This is a genomic window from Aeromonas sp. s2, assembly GCF_040907935.1.
Lineage (GTDB): Bacteria > Pseudomonadota > Gammaproteobacteria > Enterobacterales > Aeromonadaceae > Aeromonas > Aeromonas dhakensis.
On the sequence record NZ_JBFOCR010000020.1, the window covers coordinates 307,643 to 332,775 of the forward strand.

21 protein-coding genes and 9 tRNA genes are annotated in these 25,133 nt (G+C 63.0%); 14 read left to right on the forward strand and 16 right to left on the reverse strand.

The features are described 5' to 3' along the window. Positions 1–111 precede the first annotated feature (111 nt). From AB5Y81_RS17175 to AB5Y81_RS17185, 3 genes are all read left to right on the forward strand, one after another. The gene (locus tag AB5Y81_RS17175; protein ID WP_242762411.1) at positions 112–2,214 is read left to right on the forward strand and encodes a methyl-accepting chemotaxis protein; all 2,103 of its coding nucleotides are present in this window, start codon (positions 112–114) and stop codon (positions 2,212–2,214) included. Between the two features lie 98 nt (positions 2,215–2,312). After that, positions 2,313–2,981 carry a LysM-like peptidoglycan-binding domain-containing protein gene (locus AB5Y81_RS17180; protein ID WP_054545473.1) on the forward strand — a complete coding sequence of 223 codons (669 nt, stop codon included), beginning with the start codon at positions 2,313–2,315 and terminating at the stop codon, positions 2,979–2,981. A 272-nt stretch (positions 2,982–3,253) separates the two neighbouring features. Next, a complete protein-coding gene (locus AB5Y81_RS17185) occupies positions 3,254–3,463 on the forward strand; it encodes a cold-shock protein (RefSeq protein ID WP_005297820.1) in 210 nt (69 codons plus the stop codon). Between the two features lie 524 nt (positions 3,464–3,987). Here the strand turns inward: AB5Y81_RS17185 and AB5Y81_RS17190 are convergent. From AB5Y81_RS17190 to orn, 8 genes are all read right to left on the reverse strand, one after another. Continuing rightward, a tRNA-Gly gene (locus tag AB5Y81_RS17190) sits at positions 3,988–4,063 on the reverse strand. 24 nt (positions 4,064–4,087) lie between these two features. Then, positions 4,088–4,163: transfer RNA gene (locus AB5Y81_RS17195), tRNA-Gly, on the reverse strand. Between the two features lie 38 nt (positions 4,164–4,201). Next, a tRNA-Gly gene (locus tag AB5Y81_RS17200) sits at positions 4,202–4,277 on the reverse strand. Positions 4,278–4,301: 24 nt separating this feature from the next. Further along, a tRNA-Gly gene (locus tag AB5Y81_RS17205) sits at positions 4,302–4,377 on the reverse strand. A gap of 24 nt (positions 4,378–4,401) precedes the next feature. After that, positions 4,402–4,477, reverse strand: a tRNA-Gly gene (locus AB5Y81_RS17210). Positions 4,478–4,509: 32 nt separating this feature from the next. Further along, positions 4,510–4,585, reverse strand: a tRNA-Gly gene (locus tag AB5Y81_RS17215). Between the two features lie 36 nt (positions 4,586–4,621). After that, positions 4,622–4,697, reverse strand: a tRNA-Gly gene (locus AB5Y81_RS17220). A 178-nt stretch (positions 4,698–4,875) separates the two neighbouring features. Further along, positions 4,876–5,421: an oligoribonuclease gene (gene orn / locus AB5Y81_RS17225; protein WP_017779425.1), complete on the reverse strand. Its 546-nt coding sequence runs from the start codon at positions 5,419–5,421 to the stop codon at positions 4,876–4,878. A gap of 91 nt (positions 5,422–5,512) precedes the next feature. On the opposite strand from orn, the gene rsgA reads away from it, so the two are divergent. From rsgA to AB5Y81_RS17250, 5 genes are read left to right on the forward strand one after another with little or no spacing between them, the layout of a single operon-like run. Then, the gene (gene rsgA, locus AB5Y81_RS17230) at positions 5,513–6,547 is read left to right on the forward strand and encodes a small ribosomal subunit biogenesis GTPase RsgA (RefSeq protein ID WP_043170352.1); all 1,035 of its coding nucleotides are present in this window, start codon (positions 5,513–5,515) and stop codon (positions 6,545–6,547) included. Positions 6,548–6,575: 28 nt separating this feature from the next. Beyond that, the gene (asd, locus tag AB5Y81_RS17235; RefSeq protein ID WP_043170490.1) at positions 6,576–7,448 is read left to right on the forward strand and encodes an archaetidylserine decarboxylase; all 873 of its coding nucleotides are present in this window, start codon (positions 6,576–6,578) and stop codon (positions 7,446–7,448) included. Beyond that, positions 7,445–7,693, forward strand: a complete 249-nt coding sequence (locus AB5Y81_RS17240) for a VF530 family DNA-binding protein (protein ID WP_019839449.1) — start codon at positions 7,445–7,447, stop codon at positions 7,691–7,693. The genes asd and AB5Y81_RS17240 overlap by 4 nt, the downstream gene beginning before the upstream one ends. A 4-nt stretch (positions 7,694–7,697) precedes the next feature. Next, entirely contained in the window at positions 7,698–7,949 is a 252-nt protein-coding gene (locus AB5Y81_RS17245) for a DUF2960 domain-containing protein (RefSeq protein ID WP_043170355.1), read from the forward strand. 2 nt (positions 7,950–7,951) lie between these two features. Beyond that, positions 7,952–8,350 (forward strand): hypothetical protein, encoded by a 399-nt coding sequence (locus AB5Y81_RS17250; protein WP_043170357.1) that lies wholly within the window; start codon positions 7,952–7,954, stop codon positions 8,348–8,350. A gap of 145 nt (positions 8,351–8,495) precedes the next feature. Here AB5Y81_RS17250 and AB5Y81_RS17255 read toward each other — a convergent pair whose 3' ends face one another. Continuing rightward, positions 8,496–8,990 (reverse strand): hypothetical protein, encoded by a 495-nt coding sequence (locus tag AB5Y81_RS17255; RefSeq protein ID WP_010633004.1) that lies wholly within the window; start codon positions 8,988–8,990, stop codon positions 8,496–8,498. A gap of 171 nt (positions 8,991–9,161) precedes the next feature. Between AB5Y81_RS17255 and AB5Y81_RS17260 the strand changes: the two genes are divergently transcribed. Next, a complete protein-coding gene (locus AB5Y81_RS17260) occupies positions 9,162–11,135 on the forward strand; it encodes a bifunctional diguanylate cyclase/phosphodiesterase (protein WP_019839447.1) in 1,974 nt (657 codons plus the stop codon). A 78-nt stretch (positions 11,136–11,213) separates the two neighbouring features. Here the strand turns inward: AB5Y81_RS17260 and rraB are convergent, their stop codons facing one another. Next, positions 11,214–11,561, reverse strand: a complete 348-nt coding sequence (gene rraB / locus AB5Y81_RS17265; protein ID WP_080628938.1) for a ribonuclease E inhibitor RraB — start codon at positions 11,559–11,561, stop codon at positions 11,214–11,216. Between the two features lie 419 nt (positions 11,562–11,980). Here rraB and AB5Y81_RS17270 point away from each other — a divergent pair, with 419 nt between their 5' ends. The 5 genes from AB5Y81_RS17270 (at position 11,981) to AB5Y81_RS17290 (ending at position 19,937) form a co-directional block, all read left to right on the forward strand. After that, complete coding sequence (locus tag AB5Y81_RS17270) at positions 11,981–14,257, forward strand: immune inhibitor A domain-containing protein (protein ID WP_017779430.1); 2,277 nt, start codon at positions 11,981–11,983, stop codon at positions 14,255–14,257. A gap of 183 nt (positions 14,258–14,440) precedes the next feature. After that, positions 14,441–14,516, forward strand: a tRNA-Phe gene (locus AB5Y81_RS17275). 4 nt (positions 14,517–14,520) lie between these two features. Then, positions 14,521–14,596 (forward strand) — tRNA-Asn (locus AB5Y81_RS17280). Between the two features lie 404 nt (positions 14,597–15,000). Then, a complete protein-coding gene (locus tag AB5Y81_RS17285) occupies positions 15,001–16,278 on the forward strand; it encodes an alpha/beta hydrolase (protein ID WP_279485330.1) in 1,278 nt (425 codons plus the stop codon). A 98-nt stretch (positions 16,279–16,376) separates the two neighbouring features. After that, entirely contained in the window at positions 16,377–19,937 is a 3,561-nt protein-coding gene (locus tag AB5Y81_RS17290; protein ID WP_279485329.1) for an ATP-binding cassette domain-containing protein, read from the forward strand. A 55-nt stretch (positions 19,938–19,992) separates the two neighbouring features. Here AB5Y81_RS17290 and AB5Y81_RS17295 read toward each other — a convergent pair whose 3' ends face one another. The 6 genes from AB5Y81_RS17295 to trmB all read right to left on the reverse strand — a co-directional run bounded on the left by AB5Y81_RS17295 (position 19,993) and on the right by trmB (position 25,043). Further along, positions 19,993–20,202: a YgdI/YgdR family lipoprotein gene (locus AB5Y81_RS17295; protein ID WP_010632998.1), complete on the reverse strand. Its 210-nt coding sequence runs from the start codon at positions 20,200–20,202 to the stop codon at positions 19,993–19,995. Positions 20,203–20,316: 114 nt separating this feature from the next. Beyond that, positions 20,317–21,498: a S8 family peptidase gene (locus tag AB5Y81_RS17300; RefSeq protein WP_279485328.1), complete on the reverse strand. Its 1,182-nt coding sequence runs from the start codon at positions 21,496–21,498 to the stop codon at positions 20,317–20,319. A gap of 119 nt (positions 21,499–21,617) precedes the next feature. Continuing rightward, positions 21,618–22,910 (reverse strand): sulfurtransferase, encoded by a 1,293-nt coding sequence (locus AB5Y81_RS17305; protein WP_005297796.1) that lies wholly within the window; start codon positions 22,908–22,910, stop codon positions 21,618–21,620. Between the two features lie 28 nt (positions 22,911–22,938). Beyond that, the gene (gene glsB, locus AB5Y81_RS17310) at positions 22,939–23,859 is read right to left on the reverse strand and encodes a glutaminase B (RefSeq protein WP_026142053.1); all 921 of its coding nucleotides are present in this window, start codon (positions 23,857–23,859) and stop codon (positions 22,939–22,941) included. Positions 23,860–23,982: 123 nt separating this feature from the next. Next, positions 23,983–24,315 carry a YggL family protein gene (locus AB5Y81_RS17315; RefSeq protein WP_005297793.1) on the reverse strand — a complete coding sequence of 111 codons (333 nt, stop codon included), beginning with the start codon at positions 24,313–24,315 and terminating at the stop codon, positions 23,983–23,985. A gap of 14 nt (positions 24,316–24,329) precedes the next feature. Further along, entirely contained in the window at positions 24,330–25,043 is a 714-nt protein-coding gene (gene trmB / locus AB5Y81_RS17320) for a tRNA (guanosine(46)-N7)-methyltransferase TrmB (protein ID WP_010632994.1), read from the reverse strand. Positions 25,044–25,133 lie beyond the last annotated feature (90 nt).

A 25,133-nucleotide genomic window follows, 5' to 3' on the forward strand; every position in this document is an offset into this window, starting at 1 on the left:
TTGAAGGGGATCGCAAAACAAAATCCCCGTTTCCTATTTGCTATGCAAAGTGTTGGAGAGCTGCCTCCTCCGGCCGATATTCAAATAACGCTCACCAACAAGGAAGAGACGATGCAATTCCGTTCTATCCAGAATCGCATTCTGGTGATGGCCGGGATCGCCATGACCGCCGCCCTGGTCATCCTGATCCTGCTCAACCAGTACTCGGGTCAACAGACCCAGAAGCTGACCATCAGCTCCAGCCGCGCCGCCCTGCAGCAGGAGGCCTGGCAGAAGGTCAGCGCCAACGCCCGTGCCGAGGCCGCCACCATCACCCAGTTGCTGCAAAAGGGGCTCTCCTATACCCAGCAGATGGCCAGCGCCCTCGCCCTGCAGCAGGAGGGCAAGCTGCCGCTGGATCGCCAGCAGGCCACCGATCTGCTCAAGGCCCAGCTCGCCCTCGAACCCCAGCTCTACGGTGCCTTCGCCGGCTTCGAGCCCAACGGCTTCGACGGCCAGGACGCCAGCTTTGCCGGCCAGACGGCGCTGGGCAGTGACAGCAAGGGGCGCTTCGTCCCCTACTTCTATCGTGACAAGGACCAGATCGGCACCGATTTGCTGCTCTCCATCGAGAAGAGCGATCCGGATGAGTTCGGCAATCCCGCCAACGACTACTACGCCTGCCCGAAACGGGAGGGGCGCTCCTGCCTGATCGACCCCTTCAAGGTGGACATCAACGGCCAGCAGGTGCTGGTGAGCACCATCACCACCCCCATCATGGTGGGCGGCCAGTTCAAAGGGATCGCCGCCCTCGATCTGGCGGTGGACTCCATCAGCCGTCAGGCCCAGTCCCTCAACAGCAACATCTATGACGGCAAGGGCGAGACCCTGATCGTCAGCGCCGCCGGCGTCATCACCGGCACCAGCGGCGATGCCAGCCTGCTCGGCAGTCGCGCCGACAAGCTGCTCGGCAACGGCTGGCAGCAGTACCTCAAACCCGAGGTACAGCGCCAGGAGCTCGACGATGCGTTCCGGATCTCGGTACCCATCGCGGTGGCGGGTATGAGCCGCAACTGGGCCATCATCGTCACCCTGCCCTACAAGGTGGTGCTGGCCGGTGCCGATCAGCTGGAAGCCCAGCTGGGCGACATGAACCGGGCCGCCATGACCCAGCAACTGGTGGGTGCCGTCGTGGTGCTGGTGCTGGCGCTGGCCACCATGCTGGTCATTGCCCGCAGCATCACAGGCCCCATCCGCCAGATGGTGAGCCTGGTGGATGACATCGCCGATGGCGAGGGGGATCTCACCAAGCGGCTCAATACCCAGTCCCAGGATGAATTGGGGGATTTGGCCAAGGGCATCAACCGCTTCATCGACAAGCTGCAGGTGCTGCTGGGGGATGTGCTCAAGACCGCCAGCGAGGTGAACCGTCACGCCGGCGACACCGACCGCATCGCCGGCCAGACCGACAACAACCTGCAGCACCACCAGGCGGAGATGGAACAGATGCTGACCGCGGTGCAGGAGATGTCCTACGTCAGCCAGGAGGTGGCGACCCACGCCAACAACACCGCCGACTCCGCCAAACAGGCTCAGGGCGCGGCGGATCAGGGCAAGGTACGCTTCCAGCAGGTGATCCAGTCGATGCACAAGGTGGCCGCCGAAGCCGGCAAGGGCGCCGAGGTGGTGGAAGGGCTGGCTCACGACAGCGAGCAGATCACCAGCATCCTCACCGTCATTCAGGGCATTGCCGATCAGACCAACCTGCTGGCGCTCAACGCCGCCATCGAGGCGGCCCGGGCCGGCGAGCAGGGCCGCGGCTTTGCGGTGGTGGCCGACGAGGTGCGCAAGCTGGCGGGCAATACCCAGCAGGCGGTACAGAATACCCAGGAGCTGATCGAGAAGATCCGCCACAGCTCGGCCAACGCGGTCAACGCCATCAACCAGAGCCAGCAGCTGACCCATCAGGCGGTAGGGGAAGCAGATCTGGCGGAAGAGGCGCTCGGCAGCATCTATCAGGCCATCTCCACCATCAACGACATGACCTACCAGATCGCCTCCGCCGCCGAGGAGCAGAGCTCGGTCTCCGAGACCGTCTCCGGCAATCTGTCAAAAACCAACGCACTGGCCAACGACATCGCCCAGGATGCCACCGAGACGGCCAAAGCCAGCCAGGCATTGCGTCAGGCGGCCGAGCGTTTACAGCAATTGTTGGGACAATTTCGTCTCAGCTGATAATTTTCACGGTCAGGACTCTCCCCCTCGGGGGCGAGTCCGTTTACCATAGGCACGAATTTGCCTGATGGCAGGCAATGTAGTGAGAGGTAAATGCCGTGCCCACCCCGGACCGTCGCCCCCGTGGCCACAACAGACGAGCCCAGCAGCGTCGCCAAGACGAATCACAAGGATCCCTGCTCCATCGTATCAATGCCGCTACCCTGCCCCTGCGCCAACGCATCGGCCAGGGCATGAGCGGACTTGGCCAACGCGGCCAGGAACCCAGGACTGGCAAGTTCAAACTGGCCAGCCCGCTGCCCCGCAAGCACACCATAGGGCTGCTGATCCTGCTCCCGCTCTGGCTGCTGGTACTGGCCTGGGAACCCGCCCCGACCGAACCCAAGGCGGCGCCGTCCGGTTCGCTGACGGTACCCATCGCCGTGCCGGCCCAGGCCCTCACCGTGGGCAACGGCGCCAGCGGCAATGCCCCTGCCGCGGCCAAACCGGTGGAAGAGAAGGTCAATGGCACCTGGCTGCAACACGATGTGCAGGCCGGTGAAACCCTCTACTCCATCTTCCGCAAGTTCGAGCTGCCGGGCGCCGAGCTGAGCCGCCTCATTGCCATCGAAGGGCCGGATCGCCCACTGACCCGCCTGCAGTCTGGTCGCGCCATCTTCATCCTGGTGGACGACACCCGCCGCATCCAGCGGGTCGAGATCCGCTCCTACGGTCAGGCCATCTATCGCTATGACCGACAGGGCGAAGGATTCGCCCTCAAGGAGTGATGAAACGGGAGGCCTGGTGCCTCCCGTTTTTTTGACCGGTTCCCGTGAAACAAGCTACTGACTTCACAATATTTTTAGCTTGCTCAAAAAATGAAAAGTGCCAAATTGACAAGGGATCGTGCTCACGTACAATCGTTTGTGCTTTAGACAGGGATTGTGCTACATGCTACTGGGACAAATTGACGTGGTCAGTCATGCTTCAACCCCTGCTTTCTAGGCAAATGCTGCCCAACCAGGCTTAGTTTCATTTTGTTATAGATAGGACTTACCACATGTCTGACATTCGCACCGGCCAAGTAAAATGGTTCAATGAGACCAAGGGTTTTGGCTTTATCGAGCAATCCCAGGGACCGGACGTTTTCGTTCACTTCTCCTCCATCCAGAGCGCCGGTTTCAAGACCCTGGCTGAAGGTCAAAAAGTACAGTTCACTGTGACCCAGGGCAAAAAAGGTCCTCAGGCTGAGAACGTTACCGTTATCTAAGCCAGCGCCAGTGAGCCGGTAGGAGGAGCCATCGCCCCTCCTATTTTTTTGCCTGCCATTTCCCCTTCCCCACCACGATCATCAACCTGCCCGCAGCAGCAACAGCCCTTCCCGCCCTTGTGTACGACACGAGTACAGCAAACATGGCTCTGATCTGGCTGAACGCCGGATACGACAAATCATCGCAGCGCGATGTAATGGGCAATTCAAATGGATGGTGAGGACTTCTAAGAGAGATTGGAGCGGGAAACGAGACTCGAACTCGCGACCCCAGCCTTGGCAAGCGCGGATCATGCTCTACCAACTGAATGTGGCAGTGATTGTATTGAGCAACTGGATTCGTGAACTTGGGGGAGAGAGATTGAATTTGAAGAGAGATTGGAGCGGGAAACAAGACTCGAACTCGCAACCCCAGCCTTGGCAAGCGTGGATCATGCTCTACCACCAACAGGATGTGGCAGCTATTGTGTTGAGAAACTGGATTTGTGAGCTTAGGGGGAAAGAGATTGAATTTAAAGAGAGATTGGAGCGGGAAACGAGACTCGAACTCGCGACCCCGACCTTGGCAAGGTCGTGCTCTACCAACTGAGCTATTCCCGCAACAGGATGTCATTTGCAAGTGATTGGAGCGGGAAACGAGACTCGAACTCGCGACCCCGACCTTGGCAAGGTCGTGCTCTACCAACTGAGCTATTCCCGCAACGGAATGTCACTTACACATATCTACTAGAAACTGTTTGGAGCGGGAAACGAGACTCGAACTCGCGACCCCGACCTTGGCAAGGTCGTGCTCTACCAACTGAGCTATTCCCGCAACAGGATGTCATCTGCAAGTGATTGGAGCGGGAAACGAGACTCGAACTCGCGACCCCGACCTTGGCAAGGTCGTGCTCTACCAACTGAGCTATTCCCGCATCGGAATATCACTTACAAATTTTTGGAGCGGGAAACGAGACTCGAACTCGCGACCCCGACCTTGGCAAGGTCGTGCTCTACCAACTGAGCTATTCCCGCAACATTAGGTTGTCTTGAGGCTGGCTGATGATTGGAGCGGGAAACGAGACTCGAACTCGCGACCCCGACCTTGGCAAGGTCGTGCTCTACCAACTGAGCTATTCCCGCATCGGGCTGGTTTGCACCAGTGTCATCATCAGATTTTGGAGCGGGAAACGAGACTCGAACTCGCGACCCCGACCTTGGCAAGGTCGTGCTCTACCAACTGAGCTATTCCCGCAACTACCTTAAAACAGGCCGTACAGCATTTGGTTGCTTGCGCTACTGTACGGGAGCCGAATTATAAGAGCAGTCATTCCAATTGCAAGGGCTTTTTTGTCTGGTTGCGCGCGTTCGCTCAAAAGCTGGTCGAACTGTCGATTTTAGCAACCAGAGCGGGGCAATCCCTTGCCTGGGCGTCAGATCTTGAAGACGTGGCTGCGGTAAAACTGCAGTTCGGCAATGGATTCGCGGATGTCGTCCAGCGCCTGGTGGGTACCGCTCTTCTTGAACTGATCCAGCAGCGCCGGCTGCCAGCGGCGTACCAGCTCCTTGATGGTGCTGACATCGACGTTGCGATAGTGGAAGAAGGCTTCCAGATCAGCCATGTGCTTGACCATGAAGCGGCGATCCTGGCCAATGCTGTTGCCGCACAGCGGGCTGGTGCGCTCCGGGACCCACAGGCGAATGAACTCGAGGGTCTCGGCGACGGCTTTCGCCTCGTCGTGCTGGCTCGCCTTGACCCGGGCCACCAGACCGCTCTTGGTGTGGGTGTTGACGTTCCAGTCGTCCATCTTGGCCAGCTCTTCGTCGCTCTGGTGAATGGCGATGACCGGCCCTTCGGCCAGCACGTTCAGGTCCTTGTCGGTGACGATGGTGGCAATCTCCAGTACCACGTTTTCTTCAGGGTCAAGGCCCGTCATCTCCATGTCGATCCATACCAGGTTCTGCGCGCTGACTGTCATGATTGCTCTCTCTATTGGGAGGAATGGCGGAATTTTGCCAATTTGCATGTATCATACTGGCTTTGGATCTGTTCATAAACTGGCGAATCGAGTGGCAAAGAAAGCAAAACTCAATCTGGGTCAACAAAGGCGCGTCCAGGCCAACCGCGAGCGTCGGCTGCAAAAAGAGCACACCACAGAGGTGGATGACACCCTGTTCGGGCCGGCCATCGAAGGGGTGGTGATCAGCCGTTTTGGTCAGCACGCAGACGTCGAGGCGAGCGATGGTGCCATCCACCGCAGCAACCTGCGGCGCAGCAGCATCAGCAGCCTGGTGTGCGGCGACAAGGTGGTGTGGCGTCCCGGCCTCAATGCCGCGACCGCCGGCGTCATCGAGGCGGTGCACCCGCGTCACTCGGTGCTGACCAGGCCGGATTTCTACGACGGGGTCAAACCCATCGCCGCCAACATCGACCAGATCATCATCGTCTCGGCGGTGATGCCCGAGTTCTCCACCAACATCGTCGACCGCTATCTGGTGGCCGCCGAGGATGTGGAGATCTGTCCCCTCATCGTGCTGAACAAGGTCGACATGCTCGATGATGCCGCCCGCGCCCGCATCGAGCGCCAGCTCGAAACCTACCGCAAGCTCAATTACGAGGTACTGCTGGTGAGCTGCGAGAGCGGCGAAGGGCTCGATGAGCTGAAAGCCGCCCTGACCGACAAGATCAGCATCTTCGTCGGCCAGTCCGGGGTCGGCAAGTCGTCGCTCACCAATGCCCTGATGCCGGGGCTGGATGTGCTCACCGGCGAGATCTCCGAAAACTCGGGACTCGGCCAACACACCACCACCACGGCGCGGCTCTATCATTTCCCGAGCGGCGGCGATCTCATCGACTCCCCCGGGATCCGCGAGTTCGCCCTCTGGCATCTGGAGGCCGACCGCATCACCTGGTGCTTCGTCGAGTTCCGCGATTATCTGGGCGGTTGCAAGTTCCGCGACTGTACCCACAAGGACGATCCCGGCTGCGCCCTGCGCGCCGCGGTCGAAGCGGGCGCCATCAGCGCCGATCGCTTCCACAACTATCACCGCATCCTGGAAACCATGCAGGAAGCCCGTCACGGTCGCCAACAGGCACGCCTGTGACCCTGTTTAACCTACGTTGATGATGAACATGAGCATTACTGACAACCTGAAAATTGCCGGTCAATACTGTCTGCCCAAACACACCCTCTCCCGCCTGGTGGGCAAGCTTGCCGCCGCCGAAGCGGGCAACCTCACCACCAAGGTGATCGAGGCCTTTATCAAGCAGTACCAGGTCGACATGAGCGAGGCGCTGCACGAGAGCCCTGCCCACTACAAGAGCTTCAACGAGTTCTTCACCCGCGAGCTCAAGCCGGGGATCCGCCCCCTGGTCGAGGATGCCATGACCCTGGCGCTGCCGGTGGATGGCACCGTCAGCCAGCTCGGCCCGATCCAGCAGGGTCGCATCATCCAGGCCAAGGGCCACGACTACAGCGCCCGCGAGCTGCTGGGCGGTTATGAGGATCTGGTGGCGCCGTTCAAGGATGGCGACTTCGCCACCATCTACCTGGCGCCCAAGGATTACCACCGCATCCACATGCCGCTGGACGGCGTGCTGGAGAGCATGGTGTTCGTGCCGGGGGATCTCTTCTCCGTCAACCCGCTCACCGCCGAGAACGTGCCCAACCTGTTTGCCCGCAACGAGCGGGTGGTGGCCACCTTCCGCACCCCGCACGGCCCCATGGCGCTGGTGCTGGTCGGTGCCACTATCGTGGCCAGCATCGAAACCATCTGGGCCGGCAACATAGCGCCGACCAAAGAGAAGAAGGTGGTGCGCTGGGACTACACAGGTGACGAGGCCATCACCCTGCAAAAAGGCGCCGAGATGGGTCTGTTCAAGCTGGGCAGTACCGTCGTCTGCCTGTTTGGCCCGGGCATGCTGGCCGGGTTCGAACCCCATCTGGCCAACGGGGTCACCACCCGCATGGGTCAGCCCTTTGCCAAGCTGGCGGAGCAGGCATGAGCGATCAACCCGCTTCCCAGAAGAACAACCCGCTGCACGGGCTGACGCTGGAGGCCATCGTCACCGCCCTGGTCGAACACTACGGCTGGGAAAAACTGGGGCAGGAGATCAATATCCGCTGCTTTACCCAGGATCCCAGCATCAAGTCCAGCCTGAAATTCTTGCGAAAAACTCCCTGGGCGCGGGAAAAGGTAGAGAGCCTCTATCTGTACGTCCAGCGCAAGCAAGCCAAAGCAAAGGAATAACGCCATGGCGTTCAAGATTACTTACACCTACAAGAAGCAGGCCAAGGAGATCGGCTACGCCAACGACAAGTTCAACAGCATCTATGATGCCGTTGCCGCCGCCGAAGGGATCGATCTCACCAGCTTCCACGCCATGGAGGAGCAGCTGGCCCAGGTATGCCGGCGCGACAAGAAGAGCGTGAAGGATTACCGGGAGAACTACTTCAAGGAGCTGGGCTTCTCCAACATCGTCATCGAGCGGGATGCCAAGGAGTAACCATGCGCACCTTGACCCTGATGGCCGCCTCCCTGCTGCTGGCGGCCTGCAGTACCCCGGAACAACACCTGGTCGGCAATGATCAGGATGTCCACGGCTGCCGTGCCAGCGCCGGTTATCAGTGGTCAGCCCTGACCAGGCAGTGCGTACGGCTGTTCGAGCAGGGCATCCGGCTCAATCCGACCGATGCCAGCCAGACCGGCAGCGCCTTCGTGCTGTTCAACGCCGATCAGAGCCAGGCCGAGCTGACCCTGCCGAGCGGCGAGCAACACCTGCTCACCCGCCAAGGCGCAGAAGGCAACTGGTCGTGGCAAGGCAGCGGCTACGCCCTCTTCCCGTGGAAGGGGTATGTGCTCAAAGCCGGCGAACAGACGCTGTTTCACGGCGACGTCGCCCGCTGAGTCACCCGACTCTATCCAGCCCCCGGCCCTGCCGGGGGTTGTTTTTTGCGGCTATCAACAGCGGCCCGCATCTCCCCTTCCACCAGGCCGGAAACAAAAAACCCCGTTGCAGGCAACGGGGTTTTTGCTGGTACTCGGCGCAACCTTAGTTGGCGAGGGTGGAGAACAGGCTCTGTTCCAGGCTGCCGCGGGAGACGCACACCGGGGTGATGGAAGGAGCCGGTACCCGCTCGCCGGAGGACTCGACGAAGTAGAGCTGGGTGTTGCCCTTGACGTTGACGGTGGCCACGCTGTTGTTGCCGCTCTGGGTGATGATCAGGTTGATCTGCAGGTTGGGGTTGCCCAGTGCGACCTTGGAGCCCATGGTACCGCAATCCAGCCACTCCAGACCGTCGGCCGAGTTCTCGACGTTGGCGGTCATCAGGCCGGAGCCACGCTGGCTGTTTTCGATGTTAAGGCCATGATCGCCAAACCACTTCTCGGCGCGGGCCCACACCAGATCCACCGGGATCTGCATCTCCTGGGTGTTGTTGGTCGCCTTGGCTACTGGCGGGGTATAGCGGTACTGCTCGCCGCCATTGTTGTCGCTGGCACAACCGGCCATCAACAGGGCCAGTGCTACTCCCACTATCTTTTTCATGCTGCTTCTCTCATCCATATAATCCGGCCCTCGGCCGACCGGCGGCTATTATGGCGGCAGCGACACAGACTGTCAGCAGGGATCGGCAGAAATGAGTCAGCCTTAACCCAAGCTTTACAAAACCAGCCTGCTATCATAGATTTGCTCGAAATTTCCCCCGTGAGTGTCTGTGTGAACTCCTTGCTCACCCTGCCCCTGCTGCAGCAGATCATCGACCAGCTACCCATGAATATCTTCTGCCGGGATACGGATGGGCGCTACCTGTTTGCCAACCGTGCCTTCACGGAGCAGGCGGGTCTGCCGCTGCCGGCGGATCTCGTCGGCAAGACGGATGCCGACATGCCCTGGGGCGACATCTTTCGGGAAGAGGATCTGCGCCTGCTGGCGGAGGGCAAACCCCTGCTCTATCAGCAGTTGCACTGCAGCAACGGCGACGCCACCAGCTGGATGGAGATCCACAAGATCCCGCTCTACGACGAGCAGGGCAAGCCGGTGGCCCTGTTCGGCATGGTCAACGAGATAGATCAGCGCAAGGAGCTGGAGCAGACCTTCCGCCAGCAGCAACTGCTGCAACGCCGCCTGCTGGACGCCATCCCGGATCCGATCCGGCTGGAAGACCACCAGGGGCTGCTGATCGACTGCAACCAGGCCTTTCTCGACTTCATGGGGATGGCAGCCAGCGAGGCCCTCGGCCAGCGGGTGGCCCACCGCCTCTCCACCGAACTGCCGATGGGACGGGGTGAATACTGCCTGGTGGATGCCAACGGCCAGGGCCGCCATCTGGAGGTGACCCGGGTCGAGGTGCCGGACGACGAGGGCAACTCCCTCGGCATCCTCACCCTGAGCCGCGACATCACCGGCCTGCGCACCACCCAGGCCCAGTTGCAGCAGGAGCAGCACTACGACAGCCTGACCGGCCTGCTCAAGCTCTCCCACTTTCTGCAGACCAGCCGTCACCTCGGCGCCCGCAAGGCGAGCCTGGTGCTGGTCGATCTGCAGCACTTTCGCGAGATCAACGATCGCTTCGGCATCCGGGTCGCCGACCGCCTGCTCAGCCAGGTGGCCCGTCGCCTGCAGCAGCTGGCCCCGCCCCAGTCGCTGGTGTGCCGGGTGGCCGCCGACGATTTCGCCATGCTGCTGCCCGAACTGAACGAGCCGCTGGCCAACTGGAGCAGCCGTCTGCAGGGGGCGTTGATGGTCCCCTATCAGGTGGAAGAGCACAGGATCCAGATCCCGGTGTTCCTCGGCATCGCCCACGGCAAGGCCAACGACGCCGAACGGCTGCTGAGCCACGCCGAGGCCGCCCTGGCCCAGGGCAAGCGTCAGCAGCAGCACTGCACCCTGTTCGATCCCGAGCTCGATGCCAAGCTCAAGCGTCGTCAGCTCATCGCGGCCCAGTTGCCGCTCGCCATCAAGTCCGGCCAGCTGACCGCGGTCTACCAGCCCATCATCAGCACCCGCACCAGTCAGCTGCACGGGGCCGAGCTGCTCTGTCGCTGGCCCCATCCCGAGCTCGGCATGATCTCGCCTGACGAGTTCATCCCGCTGGCGGAAGAGCTGGGGCTCATCGGCCTGCTCGGCTGCCACATGCTGGAGCAGGGCTGCGCCCAGCTGGCCCGCTGGCAGGCCGATGCACCGGATCTGGTGCTCTCCATCAACCTGTCGCCGCTGCAATTTCGCGATCCCGAGCTCTGCCCGCAGATCTTCGCCTGCATCGAGCGTCACGGCCTCGCCCCCTGGCAGCTGGAGCTGGAGATCACCGAAGGGGTGCTGATGGAGAACGCCGACGAGATAGAGAGCAACCTGGCCTGCCTGATCGAGGCGGGCTTTCAACTCGCCATCGACGACTTCGGCACCGGCTACTGCAGTCTGGCCTACCTGCCACGGCTGCAGGTGGCGACCCTCAAGCTCGACAAGAGCTTCACGCAGGAGCTGGTCACCAACCAGGCCACCACCGCCATCGTGCGCTCCGTCATCGGGCTGGGCCACGAGCTCGGCATCAAGATCACCGCCGAAGGGGTGGAGACGCAAGAGCAGCAGGCGTGGCTGGTGCAGGCCGGCTGCGACCGGTTGCAGGGCTACCTGTTCAGCCGCCCGCTACCCCCCGCCGAGTTTGCCCGCTGCTACCAGCTGCCACAGGAGTGATGCTCACAACAACAAGGCCACCCGAGGGTGGCCTTGTTGTTTCTGTCGCGCAGCAGTGGCTGGCACACATCAGGCAGCTTACTCCTGGAAGTAGGTGCCCCAGCCGTCGTAGTCCACGCCGTATTTTTCGAGAATGGGCAGCATGGTGGCGATATCCGCCACTATGGTCTCGATGTCCAGCTTGCACTCGACGGTGGCGTCGAAGCAGAAGATGGTGGCGCCGTCATCCAGCTCCATCTCTTCGGCATCGGTCACTTCGAAACCGGCCTTGAACAGGTCGACCGCCGCCTTCTCCAGCAGATCGAAATCCTGGCAGGCAAAGTGGTGCTCAATCTCGTACTCCAGATCCGGGTTGCTGCCATCGGCCAGCAACTCGTTGACGATGGCGGTGGTCTCTTCGCGCCACTCTTGCATATCAAGACTCATATTAACCCCAGATGCGACTGTGTTGTTATCAAATGCTTGCGCGGACGGTGCCATCTCGGCCATCTGCCGCCCCGCAGGCCCGGTTGCGGCAAAGCATACTCGCACAGCCCATCCGGCTCAATGCGGCAGACCAAGATAAGCCGTCGTCGGCAGCCACCCCAAATGGGGTGCCATCACAAAAGGTTAATAAAGGGTAATCTGCCGCCAAAACAGGATTGCTCCATATGGAGCTTTGCTCGAATGTGTCAAAACCACGCGACAGCGCCAGCAAGCCGTTTGAAATCAGCAGGATCCACCAGCGGCGCGACGGTGACAAGGCCATCCACGGAGTGTATCAAGGGACGCGGGCAATCCATCGCCCGTACGGAAAGAGGAGCCAGTGAGGCTCCCTTTTTATCATGTGAAGGAGCACATAGATAATGCCTAAAAAAACAATAATGAGCCTGCTTGTCGGCTCAACCCTTATGATTGGAAACCACGCCATGGCCGCCCCGGTCCACGGTCCGTTCGATGCCCCCCTGGCCGATGAGGTGAAGGTGCTGGAGATGCTCAAGAAGAGCGGCCGCATCCCGACCCTGGCCTCCCCCGAGCAGGAGCAGGCGGCCCTCGCCAGCTACTATCGCGAGAAGTCGCGGGCCTATCAGGGCAACAGCGGTACCCTGGCGGTGAAAGAGGGCAAGGTGCGCGAGACCATCCTCAAGAAGATCCGCCTCAACGGCACCGCCCGTCCCGGCGATCGGGTGCCTACCCTGCTGCTCAAGTCCATCGAGCGGGAGCACTACCAGGGCAAGATGCGCAAGGACAAGATCCTCGCCATCCTGGTGGACTTCCCCGACTACCCGAAGAACAGCATCCGCCCCGAGCTCACCAAGATGTACTACCCGGATTACACCCCGGAGCACTACAACGACCTGCTGTTCTCGTCCAAGGGCTATGCCGGCCCGAACGGCGAGCAGTTCATCTCCATGCGCCAGTTCTACGAGCAGCAGTCCGGCAAGAGCTACAGCGTGCGCGGCCAGGTGGCGGGCTGGTATACCGCCAGCAAGAACGCCGCCTACTACGGTGCCAATGCCACCCCGAACACCATCCGGGAGCTGGTGAAGGAGGCGCTGATCCAGGTGGCGGGCGACCCCTCCATCGATCTGTCCGAGTTTGACCAGGAGGATCGCTACGATCTCAACGGCAACGGCAACCGGGACGAGCCAGACGGTCTCATCGACCACCTGATGATCTTCCACTCCAGCGTCGGCGAGGAGGCCGGTGGCGGCGATCTCGGCGAAGACGCCATCTGGGCGCACCGCTGGAACCTGGGTGCCCCCTACCCCATCCCGGGCACCAGCAGCCCGAGCCAGAACTTCGGTGGCAAGTTTGCCGCCTACGACTACACCATCCAGCCCATCGATGCGGCGGCCGGGGTCTGTGCCCACGAATATGGCCACGATCTGGGGCTGCCGGACGAGTACGACACCAAGTACACCGGCAAGGGCGAACCGGTGGCGACATGGTCCATCATGTCCTCAGGCTCCTGGGCCGGGGTCATCGGCGGCACCGAGCCGACCGGGTTCTCCGCCTGGGCCAAGGAGTTCCTGCAGGCCTCCCTCGGCGGCAACTGGCTGCACGGCAGCAATGTGCAGCTCGCCGATCTCAGCCCGCGCGGCAACGTCTACATGCTGGATCAGGCCAACGACAAGGGACGCAACGACGACGTGGTGCGCATCAACCTGCCGGCCAAGCAGATCCCGCTCAACCCGCCCTACGCCGGCCAGTACGAGTATCACGGCGGCAAGGGCAACAACCTCGACAACCGCATGAGCCTCAAGCTGGATCTGAGCGGCAAACAGAGCGCCAGCCTCAACTTCAAGGCCTGGTATCAGATTGAAGAGGGGTACGACTACGCCAGGGTGCTGGTCAACGGCCAGCCCATCGCGGGCAACCTGACCACCAGTGACGATCCCAACGGAGTCGGCTTCGGGGTCGGCATCACCGGCAACTCCAACGGCTGGACCGATGCCGAGTTCGACCTCACCCCCTGGGCCGGTCAGCAGGTCACTCTGACCCTGCAATACCTGAGCGACGGCGGCGTGGCCGAGAACGGGCTGTTCGTGGACGAGCTGCAGATCCTCGCCGATGGCGACACCCTGCTGAGCGACGGTGCCGAGGGCAACTCCCCCTTCACCCTCGCCGGCTTCGTGAAGAGCGACGGCAACGAGGCCAAGGATCACTACTACCTGGCCGAGTGGCGCAACCATGCGGGAGTGGACAAGGGGCTGGCCCACATCAATGTGGCCGACCAGCTGATGCGCTACGAGCCGGGCATGCTGCTCTGGTACGTGGACAACAGCCAGGTCAACAACTGGGTGGGAGTCCACCCGGGTGAGGGCTTCCTCGGGGTGGTGGATGCGGATCAGCGCACCCTCAAGTGGAGCGACGGCGCCGTGGCCGGTACCCGCTACCAGATCCACGACGCCACCTTCAGCCTGGGCTTCCAGCAGCCGCTCAACCTCAAGCACCCGAGCGGCTCCCTGCTGCGCGACTTCTGGATCACCCCGAACCGGGTGTTCAAGGATTCCCGCAGCTACCAGAGCAAGGAGATCCCGGATGCCGGTCGCCTGCTGCCCGAGTACGGGCTCAAGATCAGCGTCACCGGTCAGGCCCGTGACATGAGTACCGGGCGGATCATCGTCAGCCGCCACTGAGCACGACAGCCATGACAAGGGGCCCCAGGGCCCCTTTTTTCATCTGCCGACCTGCCGCCCAGGATGAGAACAGGCCAAACCGCACAACAAACACCCTGATTGCTCACTTGTCGAGCGAACGATACGACTATCTGCGCCCTGCGGTTGACACATCCGTTCAGAAAGGGTTTAATGCGCGCCGTTGCCCAGATAGCTCAGTCGGTAGAGCAGGGGATTGAAAATCCCCGTGTCGGCGGTTCGATTCCGTCTCTGGGCACCACAATTCCTCCTTAGTTCAGTCGGTAGAACGGCGGACTGTTAATCCGTATGTCACTGGTTCAAGTCCAGTAGGAGGAGCCAAATTTGAAAAGCCCGCTCATCGAGCGGGCTTTTTTCATTCCGGTCAGCTGCCGTTGCAGGTTGCCAGCAGCAGGGTCGCGCCGCAGGTGGCACTGAACAGCAACAAGCCGGTCTGCAGCACACCCTCCGGGTTCACCCGTTTCTCTTTTTTGCGCAATCGTCTCCACCCAGGCTTCATCGCGCCCACCTCATCCTGTTGCAACCCCTGCCCCGTCGGCAGGCGAGCCATCTTTGTGCAGCCGGCCCGCCACCGTCAACTCTCTTGCCGACAATAAATTCATCACCCTGCGGCCCCCCGTTTTCCCTTGGCAACAATGTTAACAATTTGGAAAACCGGCGTGACCCGCTCCTGCGCCAGGGCTATGATGAGGCCGACGATTTTCCTACCCTCAGGGAGACCCCAGATGAGCAGCCCGTTGCGTTACGTGCTGGACGGCATCCATTGCGAGCCCCGCTTCTTCACCGTGCCCCTCGACCACCAGCGACCGGATGACGAGGAGACCCTCACCCTGTTCGGCCGCACCCTCTGTCGCCAGGACAGGCTGCATGACGATCTGCCCTGGCTGCTGTTCCTGCAGGGCGGGCCCGGCTTTGGCGCCCCGCGCCCGACCGCCGCCAGCGGCTGGATCAAGCGGGCCCTGCAGGAGTTTCGGGTGCTGCTGCTCGATCAGCGTGGCACCGGTCACTCCAGCCCCATCAGTGCCGATGCGCTGGCTCAGCTCACTGGTCGTCAGCAGGCGGGGTACCTCGGCCATTTTCGCGCCGACAGCATAGTGCGCGACGCCGAGTACGTTCGCGAAGTGCTGAGCCCGGGGCGCCCCTGGAGCCTGCTCGGCCAGAGCTTCGGCGGCTTTTGCAGCCTCACCTACCTCTCCCTGTTCCCAGGCAGCCTGCACGAGGTCTACCTCACCGGCGGGGTGGCCCCCATCGGCCGCCATGCCGACGAGGTCTACCGCGCCACCTATCAGCGGGTGGCAGACAAGAACCGCGCCTTCTTCGCCCGTTTCCCCCACGCCCAGGCCATCGCCAACCGGCTGGCCAACCACCTGCACAGTCACGAGGTGCGCCTGCCCAACGGCCAGCGCCTGACGGTGGAGCAGTTGCAGCAGCAGGGGCTGGATCTGGGTGCCAGCGGCGCCTTCGAGGAGCTCTACTACCTGCTGGAGGACGCCTTCATCGGCGAGCGGCTCAACCCCGCCTTCCTCTATCAGCTGCAGGCGATTCAGCCGTTCAACACCAACCCGGTGTTCGCCATCCTGCACGAGTCCATCTATTGCGAAGGGAGCGCCAGCAACTGGGCGGCCGAGCGGGTCAGGGGCGAGTTCCCGGCCCTGGCCTGGGCGCCGGGCAAGGATTTCACCTTCACCGGCGAGATGATCTTCCCCTGGATGTTCGAGCAGTTCCGCGAGCTCATCCCGCTGAAGGAGGCCGCTCACCTGCTGGCCAAGAAGGCGGACTGGGGCCCCCTCTACGACCCGGCACAGCTGGCCCGCAACCAAGTGCCGGTGGCCTGCGCCGTCTATGCCGAGGACATGTACGTGGAGTTCGACTACAGCCGCGACACCCTCAAGGGGCTTGGCAACAGCCGCGCCTGGATCACCAACGAGTACGAGCACAACGGCCTGCGGGTCGATGGCGAGCAGATCCTGGACCGGCTCATCCGCATGAATCGGGATCGCTGATCCCGCCAGGCTCGCGCCCGCAGCAAGACGACAATATCGAGGGCGGCCCATGAGCCGCCCCGCCCCTTGGAAGCAGCACAAAATAATAAGGACACCCATTGGATCATCCGGAAATATCGGCCGGCTGGCTGAGCCGCCTCTTCTATCACTGGACCGGCCCGTTGCAACGCAAGGGGCTGACCGAGCCCCAGGTCAACCTCGACGATCTCTATCCCCTGTTGCCGGAAGACAGGCGCGATGGCCGTGCCGACGCCTTCCTCGCGCTCACCGCCGCCCAGCCGGTGCGCCCCTGGCCCATCACCGCCTTTATCTGGCGCCAGTATCGCGGCCGCATCGGCCTGCTTACCCTGCTGCAGCTGCTTGGCATGCTGGCCACCCTGGCCAGCCCCTGGCTGCTCAACCACAGCATGACCCAGCTTGGCACCGGCGCTGACACCGGCCACAAGCTGTTGCTGGCCCTGGCCCTGTTCGCCTCCGTGCTCGCCTCCGGCATGCTGGCGGAGCACTCGCTGCAGCTGGCGCTCAAGATGCACGTGCCCATCCGCCGCCTGCTGGCCGAATCCCTGCTCGCCAAGGTGATGAAGCTGGGCGGCAAGAGCTTCGACGACCGAGCCGGTGGCCGGGTGCAGAACCTGATCAACCGGGACGTGTGGGACATCACCTGGATTCTTGCGGACCCCGCCATGCCGCTCACCATGCTGCTGCAACTGCTCGGCACCATCGCCCTGCTGGTGTGGCAGGTGGGCAGTGCCGGCCTGGTGGGCTTTGCGGTGCTCACCCTGCTGCTGCTCATCTCCACCCGGGTGGTGCGGCGCATGAACCAGCAGGAGCAGCAGCTCAAGCGCCAGCAGGACGAGCGCAACGGCATCCTGGCGGAGTACATCAAGAAGCTGCGGCTGGTGCGCCAGAACGGGCTCGGCGCCTTCTTCACCCGGGCCGCCGGCCACAAGCGCCAGCAGGAGCTGGGGGTGCTGGGACGGGTGCTCCGACTCGATGCCATCAACGAGAGCCTGATGCTGAGCACCCCGCTGCTGGTGACTCTGGCCACCTTCACCACCTACCTGGTGTCGGGCAGGGAGCTCACCCTGCCCCAGGTGTTCACCACCATCGCCCTGTTCACCGTGCTGCGCATCCCCATGATGCGGCTGCCCTACCTCATCCGCACCCTGATCAACTTCAACACCGGCTTCAATCGGCTGTGCGAGTTCCTCAACAGCCCCGAGCAGCACCGGGATCTCACCGACTCAAGCTTGCCGGTGGGGGCCCTGCAGCTCGACAACGTCACCGCCTTGCACCAGCAAAAAACCGTGCTGCAGGGAGCCAGCCTGTTTATCCAGCCGGGGGAACTGGTGGGGATCACCGGCGCCACCGGGGCGGGCAAGAGCTGCCTGCTGCACCTGGTCGCCGGCTTTGACGACAGCTTCGAGGGCAGCATCCGCCGCCACGGCCGGGTCGCCCATCTGGGCCACAAGCCCTGGCTGATGAACGACACCATCCGCAACAACATCCTGTTTGGCCAGCCCTGGCACGCCGAGCGCTATCGCTGGGTGCTGGGGGCCTGTGCGCTGGGCGCCGACCTCGAACTGCTCAGCCACGGCGATCAGACCCTGGTGGGCGAGCTCGGCACCCGCCTCTCCGGCGGCCAGCAGCAGCGAGTCGCCCTGGCCCGCGCCCTCTACGCCCGGGCCGACATCCTGCTGCTGGACAACCCCCTCTCGGCGCTCGACCCCATCGTCTCGGCCCAGGTGCTGGAGCGGGGGCTCGCCTTCAAGCCGGGGCCGACCCGGCTCCTGGTCAGCCACGACCCGGACGTGCTGGCTCACTGCGATCGGGTGATCCGCATCGAGCAGGGTGAACTGGTGGAGCTCGATGCCCACCAGCTGGCGGATCTTATCCAGCATCCCCAGCCCACCCCGCCGGTGCCGCCCCAAGAGGCGGAGCAGTTCAGCGAGGAGAAGGTGGTGGAGGGCAAGGTGGACTGGGGGCTGTTCGGTTTCATGTGGCAGCGCCTGGCCGCGCCCGGCGCCATCCTGCTCGCCCTGCTGCTCACCCTGGGTCAGGAGGGGCTGCGCATCGCCTCGGATCTCTGGCTCGGCGGCAAGGCCGGGGTGACCGAGGTGAGCGAGCTGCTCGGCATCTATGTGCTGCTGGGAGCAGGCTCCCTCACCTGCATCATGGTGGTGCGGGTTATCAACTACAAACTCGGCCTCAAGCTGGCCTGGACCCTGTTTGACGGCATGCTGGGGCGCATCAGCCGCGCCCCCATGGCCTTCTTCGACAAGGTGCCGCAGGGGCGCATCCTCAACCGCTTCGACCGGGATCTGGGGGAAGCCCAGGAGATCCTGCTGTCGATGCTGATGGGGCTGTTCGGCATGCTGGTGTCGGTGGCGCTGCAGGTGGTGGTGATCGGCGTCAACATGCCGCTGTTGTTGCTCATCGCCCCCCTGGTGGGCTGGGCCCTCTACGTGCTGCAGCGCCGCTACCGGGCGGTGCAGCTCAAGCTGCGGCGGCAGGCATCGGTGCTGCGCTCGCCGCTCTACATCAGCATCAGCGAGACCATCCGTGGCGCCCCCGCCCTGCGCCTGGCCGGGGCCGAGCGCTTCGCGCTGGATCAGGTTCTGCTGCACTATGACAACAACCTGCGCAGCTGGTACACCACCACCTCCATCAACCGCTGGCTCGGCATGCACCAGACCCTGCTCTCCGCCGCTCTGGTGGGCGCCGTGGCGCTGATGGTGGCCTTTGGCAACAGCTCGCTGCTGGGGGCCGTGGCCATCACCTACGCCTTTACCGCCTCGGCCATGCTCAACTCCCTCATTCGCACCTTCGCCGAGGTGGAGCAGGTGATGAACGCGGTGGAGCGGGTGCGCGAATACAGCGAAATAGAGAGCGAGCGCCAGGAGGGGGAGGCCCTCGCCACCCCTCACCCCAAGGTGCGCTTCGACAACCTGGGGCTGCGCTACCCCCAGGCCAGCCAGTGGGCGCTGCACAAGGTCAACTTCGAGCTGGCCCCCGGCGAGAAGGTGGGCGTGTGCGGCCGTACCGGCGCCGGCAAGAGCTCGCTGCTGGGGGTGCTGCAGGCCATGTATCCCGCCACCCAGGGGGAGATCTACTACGGCGAGCAGCCGCTCTCCCGGCTGGCCCCGGAGGCGGTGCGCGATCTCTACGACACCGTCTCCCAGATCCCGCTCACCTTCTTCGGTACCCTGCGGGCCAACCTGGCGCCCCTGACCGAGCATGACGACGCGGCACTGGAGCAGGCACTGGTCCGGGTGGGGCTGGCCGAGCGCTGCGCCGGCCGGCTGGACGAGGAGCTCGACAAGCTGCAACTCTCCGCCGGCGAGACCCAGCTGCTGGTGATCGCCCGCATCCTGCTGTCGCGCCGCCCGCTCATCGTGCTGGACGAGGCCACCTCGGACCTCGACCACGGCGGCATGCGCAAGATGGCGGAGCTGCTCTATCGCTACCGACCGGAGGCCAGCTACCTGGTGATCGCTCACCATCTGGAGCCGCTGCTGTCGGTGGACAAGGTGGTGGTGATGGAGGCTGGCACAGTAGTGGAGCAGGGTTCGCCGGTCAGCCTGCTGGCCAACTCCCACTCCCGTTTCCATCAGCTGTTCGTGGGTCAGGTGAACCGCCAGGTGCCCCAGACGGCCTGAGCACCAAAAATGACAAGGGCTGCCCGCGGGCAGCCCTTGTTGCTTGAGGAGAGCCTCAACGCTCCATGATCTGGGTGACGTCATCCTTCTTGATCATCACCTCCCGCCCCTCGGTGTCGTAGTAACGGTACATGCCGGTACTCTCATCCAGCTTGGGTTTGCTGTCGGTGGTGATCATCTTGCCATCCTTGGTGCTCATGATGTATTGCGAGCTGCACCCCGCCAACGCCAGGGCACACACCAGGATCATCATCAGTTGCTTCATCGCCTGTTTCGCCTCCCGCTTCACCCTCACCACGAGGGTGGTGACTGAAGCCTAGCTCAACCAGATGAGCCCGTTTGCCACCCTTGCCGCAACGGGATCAACATCAAGAATCAGCTACTTGCGCCCACCCGGTTTGCTACTGCCACCGCCTCCGGTACCGGACCCGCAGCCAAGTGCCAGCTTGTCAGCGGCCGCCTTCGCCTGCACCAGACCGTAGCCGAAGCTGTTGTCGCGCCCCAGGGCACCCAGATCCTGGGCGCTGCTGCGCAGGGTCTGGCGCAGTTGATCGTTGCTGCACTCCAGTCGCTGCGACCAGACCAGGGCGGCCACCCCGACCACGTGCGGCGTCGCCATCGAGGTGCCGCTGTAGTAGGCGTACCCGGTCGGCACTGTGGAGAGCACAGAGACGCCGGGGGCGGCCAGCTCCACCTGATCGTTGCGCTGGGAGAAATAGGCCAGCTGCTTGTTGGCATCGATGGCGGCCACGCTCACCACGCTGCTGTAGGAGGCGGGATAGGACTTGCTGGTGTTGCCCGCATTGCCCGCCGCCGCCACGCTCAGCACGTTCTGGCTGTAGGCCTGGTTGAAGGCTCTCTCTTCGGTCTTGCTGGGTACGCTGCCCCCCAGGCTCATGTTGATGACCATGCGGGTGAAGCCGCGGCTGCTCATCCCCTGCTTGCAGGCATTGAGCGCCCCCACCAGGTTGGAGGAGTAGGCCCAGCCGTTGGCCCCGAACACCTTGACGATCTGCAGCGGCACGCTCTGGTTTGGCAACACCCCGAGCACGCCCTGATCGTTACCCCCCACGGCGGCTATGGTGCCCGCCACATGGGTGCCATGGCTGTTCTCGTCGCTGTCCCAGTTGCCGGTACCGGCATCGTCATAGCCCTGCACCTGGGGGCCGTGGGGCAAGTCCGGGTGGCCGCCGCTGTAGCCAGAATCTATGATGCACACCAGCACTTCGCCGGCGGCGGCATCGCTCAGCTGCGGCGCCTGCACCATGGGAATGCCGTAGGGCAGGGTCTCGGCGCTGACATAGCGCTTGGCATCCGGCTCAACCCAGAGCACGTTGGGATTGTGCGCCAGCGCCGTGGCGGCGGCCGACGGCAACCAGAGCGCCAGGGCATTTTGCTCCTTCAGCGCCAGGGCCAGCTCGCCACCCATCCCCAGGCTCTGGGCCAGTACGGCCGCCTCCGCCCCCGGCTTGAGCTGCACCAGATAACGCGCCCGCTCGGCGGCCATCGCCCCCTGTCCCAGCACGCCCGCGACCAGCAGGCCTATCCATATCCGTTTCATCAGTCACTCCTCACGTCGATCTGATATCCCTTCGCAAAAAGTGTAGTGTCCCCTCGCCCGTGCTACGAATGCGGCAACAAAAAGGCCGGACATGAGTCCGGCCTGCTCTGGATTATCAATTACTTGGCTGGCTTGCGCTCGCCGGTCACCGTGGGGTTCTTGGGATCGGCACTCCACTCGTACCAGCCGCCGTCGTAGACGCTGATCCGCTTCCAGTCCATCAGCCAGGCGTAGAAGAAGGCCTCGGAGGCGCGCCAGCCGGTACCGCAGTAGAAGGCGGCCTGCTGGGTCGGCTCTATGTTCCACTCATCCCACATGGCGAGGATCTCGCGGGCCGGCTTCATGGTGCCGTCCGGGTTGTGGAAGTCGCTCATGCTGTTGGCATCCACACCACCACGACCCCACTTGGCGCCCGGAATGTCGCCTTTCGGCTTGATGTAGCTGTAGCCGGAGGTATTGCCGACGAACTCGTCCCAGGTGCGCACGCTGACCAGGGCGCCGTCGGGCTGCTTGAGCAGCTCCTTGGCCTGACTCAGGGTGGTGTAGTACTCGGGATGGGCCGGGATGGCGACGCCGAACTCCTTGGCCGGCTTGAAGGTGTTGGCCAGCCCGGTCTCGGTGCGCAGGTGCTGCACGAACCAGGCATCCAGGCCGCCGTCCAGCAGCCGCACGTCCTCGACGCCCGCATACATCATCAGGTGGGCCGCGCGGGCCGCCGCCATGGTGTTGCGACCGTAGAGGATGACGGTGGTGTCGTGGCGGATGCCGTTCTCCAGCAGCAGCTTTTTGAGCGCCTCGTCAGAGACCTTGTTCCACAGCGGCTCCTCTTCCAGCCGGTTGGTGTCGATGTAGCCGGCCCCCGGGATATGGCTCAGCAGATAGGCCTTGGGTGAACCCCACGCCACCTCGAACAGCTTCCAGTCGCCCTTGGGCGCAGCCACCACCGGCTTGCCCTCCTGCAGGTCGGCCAGCCAGCGCGGATGGACCAGTTGCTGCCAGCGGGCCAGATGCTCGCGCGGCGCACTTTTCCAGCCCTGCAGCTCGAACAGCTGCTTGATGCCCTGCTGGCGCAGCAGACGGGCCACTTCGGCCACCTCGCGCGGAGCACCGTAGAGCGCCACCGGCCGCTCGGCCTGCAGCCCCTTGGTCGCCAGCGCCGCCGGCCACTCTTCATCACTGTACTTCCAGTCGGCGGAGAGGTTCTCGGCACCGGCCACGTGGCCGCCCTGCTGCTCGCCCTCCATGGGCCAGCCCTGGTAGAAGTAGCTGGCGCGGGTATCCAGAATGACCGCCGCCTTGGCCTTGGCGTCAGCCAGCGAGAGCGGTGGCAGCTCGGCTGCCAGGGTCGGCAGGGCATGCCAGAGCAACAAGGTCGCCAGGGTGGCCCGTAACAAGCTCATTATTCGTTTCATGGTGATCTCTCGATTCAGAGTGACAAGGTTAAAAAATGGAGCGGCCCAGACGCTCGGCCAGCAGTTCCAGCGCGGCCGTGCCCGCCAGCGAGTTGCCCGCCTTGTTGAGCTCGGGCGACCAGACACAGACGCACAACTCCCCCGGGATGAGGGCGATGATGCCGCCACCGACCCCCGACTTGCCCGGCATACCGACCCGATAGGCAAAATCCCCCGCCTCGTCATAGAGGCCGCAGGTGGCGAGCAGGGCGTTGACCTGCTTGGTGGTGCGGGCCGGCAGCAGCGGGGAGCTTTCTCCAAGCGGCACGCCGCGGTTGGCCAGATAGATGAAGGCCCGCGCCAGATCGACACAACTCATGCGGATGGCACAGGCATTGAAGTAGCTCTGCAGTACCTTGTCCACTTCGTTCTCGAAGTTGCCATAGGCCTTCATCAGATAGGCGATGGCTGCATTGCGGGCAGAGTGCTGATATTCGGAGCGGGCCACTACCTGATCCGCCATGATGGCCGGGTTGCCCGAGAGGCGGCGGACCAGCTCCAGAGTGCGCTGACGCGGGGCGGTGAGGCGGGTCTCCAGCAGATCGCTCACCACCAGGGCACCGGCGTTGATGAAGGGGTTGCGGGGAATGCCCTGCTCGAACTCGAGCTGCACCAGGGAGTTGAAGGGCTGACCTGAGGGCTCCTTGCCGACCCGGGCCCAGATCTCCTCCTCCTGATAGAGGGTGAGCGCCAGGGTCAGGCTCAAGGCCTTGGAGATACTCTGGATGGAGAAGGGCTCGAAGGCGTCACCTGCAGTGAACAGCTCCCCTTCGACGGTACAGACGGCGATCCCGAGCCGATCGGCCGGCACCTGGGCCAGTGCGGGAATATAGTCGGCCACCTTGCCCTGTCCGAGCAGCGGGCGCACCTCATCCAGGATGCTGGCCAGTAATTCGGATGACAACACCATAAGCGATTCCATAACTAACGTGGAGATCCCATCACCACCGACAAAAATCCCGCCAGCGGCGGGACTTGTCTATCTGCTGTCGCAGGCTGTCGAACCGGGGCGCCTGCCACAGCCGGCCTGATATCAGGCGGGTTCGCCGTACCAGAGGTCGAACAGCTCGGAAACCACCACGGCTTCCATCCCCTTGCCTTCCAGCCAGGTTTTGACGGCGGCGCGGTCTTCTTCGCTGCACTTGCCCAGCTGCTGGGTGCAGATCATCCCTTCCCAGGCCAGGTGGCCGGAGCCGGCGAAGGCCAGTTTGCGGGGTTCGATCACTTCATCGATCATCGCATCGACTACGGCATCGATGGTCTCTTCGGCAGTGCCGACCGGGAAGTTGAAACTGATGTCGAAGCCCATTTCCTGGAATTCATCGACGCGCAGTTTCTTGCGCAGGCGGCGGCTACGGTTGGCCATGATAGCTCCTTCAGTTAGTTGACACGTTTGAAAATCAGATCCCACACCCCGTGACCGAGACGGTGGCCACGTTGTTCGAATTTGGTCAGCGGACGCCAGTCCGGACGCGCCACCCAGTTACCGGTGGCGGAGGTGTTCTCGTACCCCTCGGCGGCGCTCATCACTTCCAGCATGTGCTCGGCGTAGTTCTCCCAGTCGGTGGCCATGTGGAACACGCCACCGATGGCCAGCTTCTGGCGAATGTCCTGGGCAAAGGCCGGCTGGACGATGCGGCGCTTGTGGTGGCGGCTCTTGTGCCAAGGGTCCGGGAAGAACAGCTGCAGGCAGGCGAGTGAGCCGTTCGGGATCATGTGCTCCAGCACCTCGACCGCGTCGTGGCAGATGACTCGCAGATTGGTGACCCCCGCTTCCTGGGCTGTGCCCAAGCAAGCACCGACACCCGGTGAGTGCACCTCGATACCGATGAAGTTCTTCTCGGGGGCATTCTTGGCCATCTCCACCAGGGAGGCGCCCATGCCAAAGCCGATCTCCAGCACCACCGGGGCCTCGCGGCCAAACAGGGCAACCAGATCGAGCGGCTCCGGTGCGAAATCGATGCCCATGACCGGCCACAGCTCCTCCAGAGCCTTCTCCTGCCCTTTGGTCAGGCGGCCTTCGCGACGGACAAAGCTGCGGATCTTGCGCATGAACTTGCCGTCTTCGTTAAATACATCTTGGGTCACAGGCATAATCAAATTGCTCGTTTATTGCATCGGTCTGGGTCACAGACGACATAAATGGATTGCTAGCTATCTCGTCGTGCTGGTCACAGACGACCG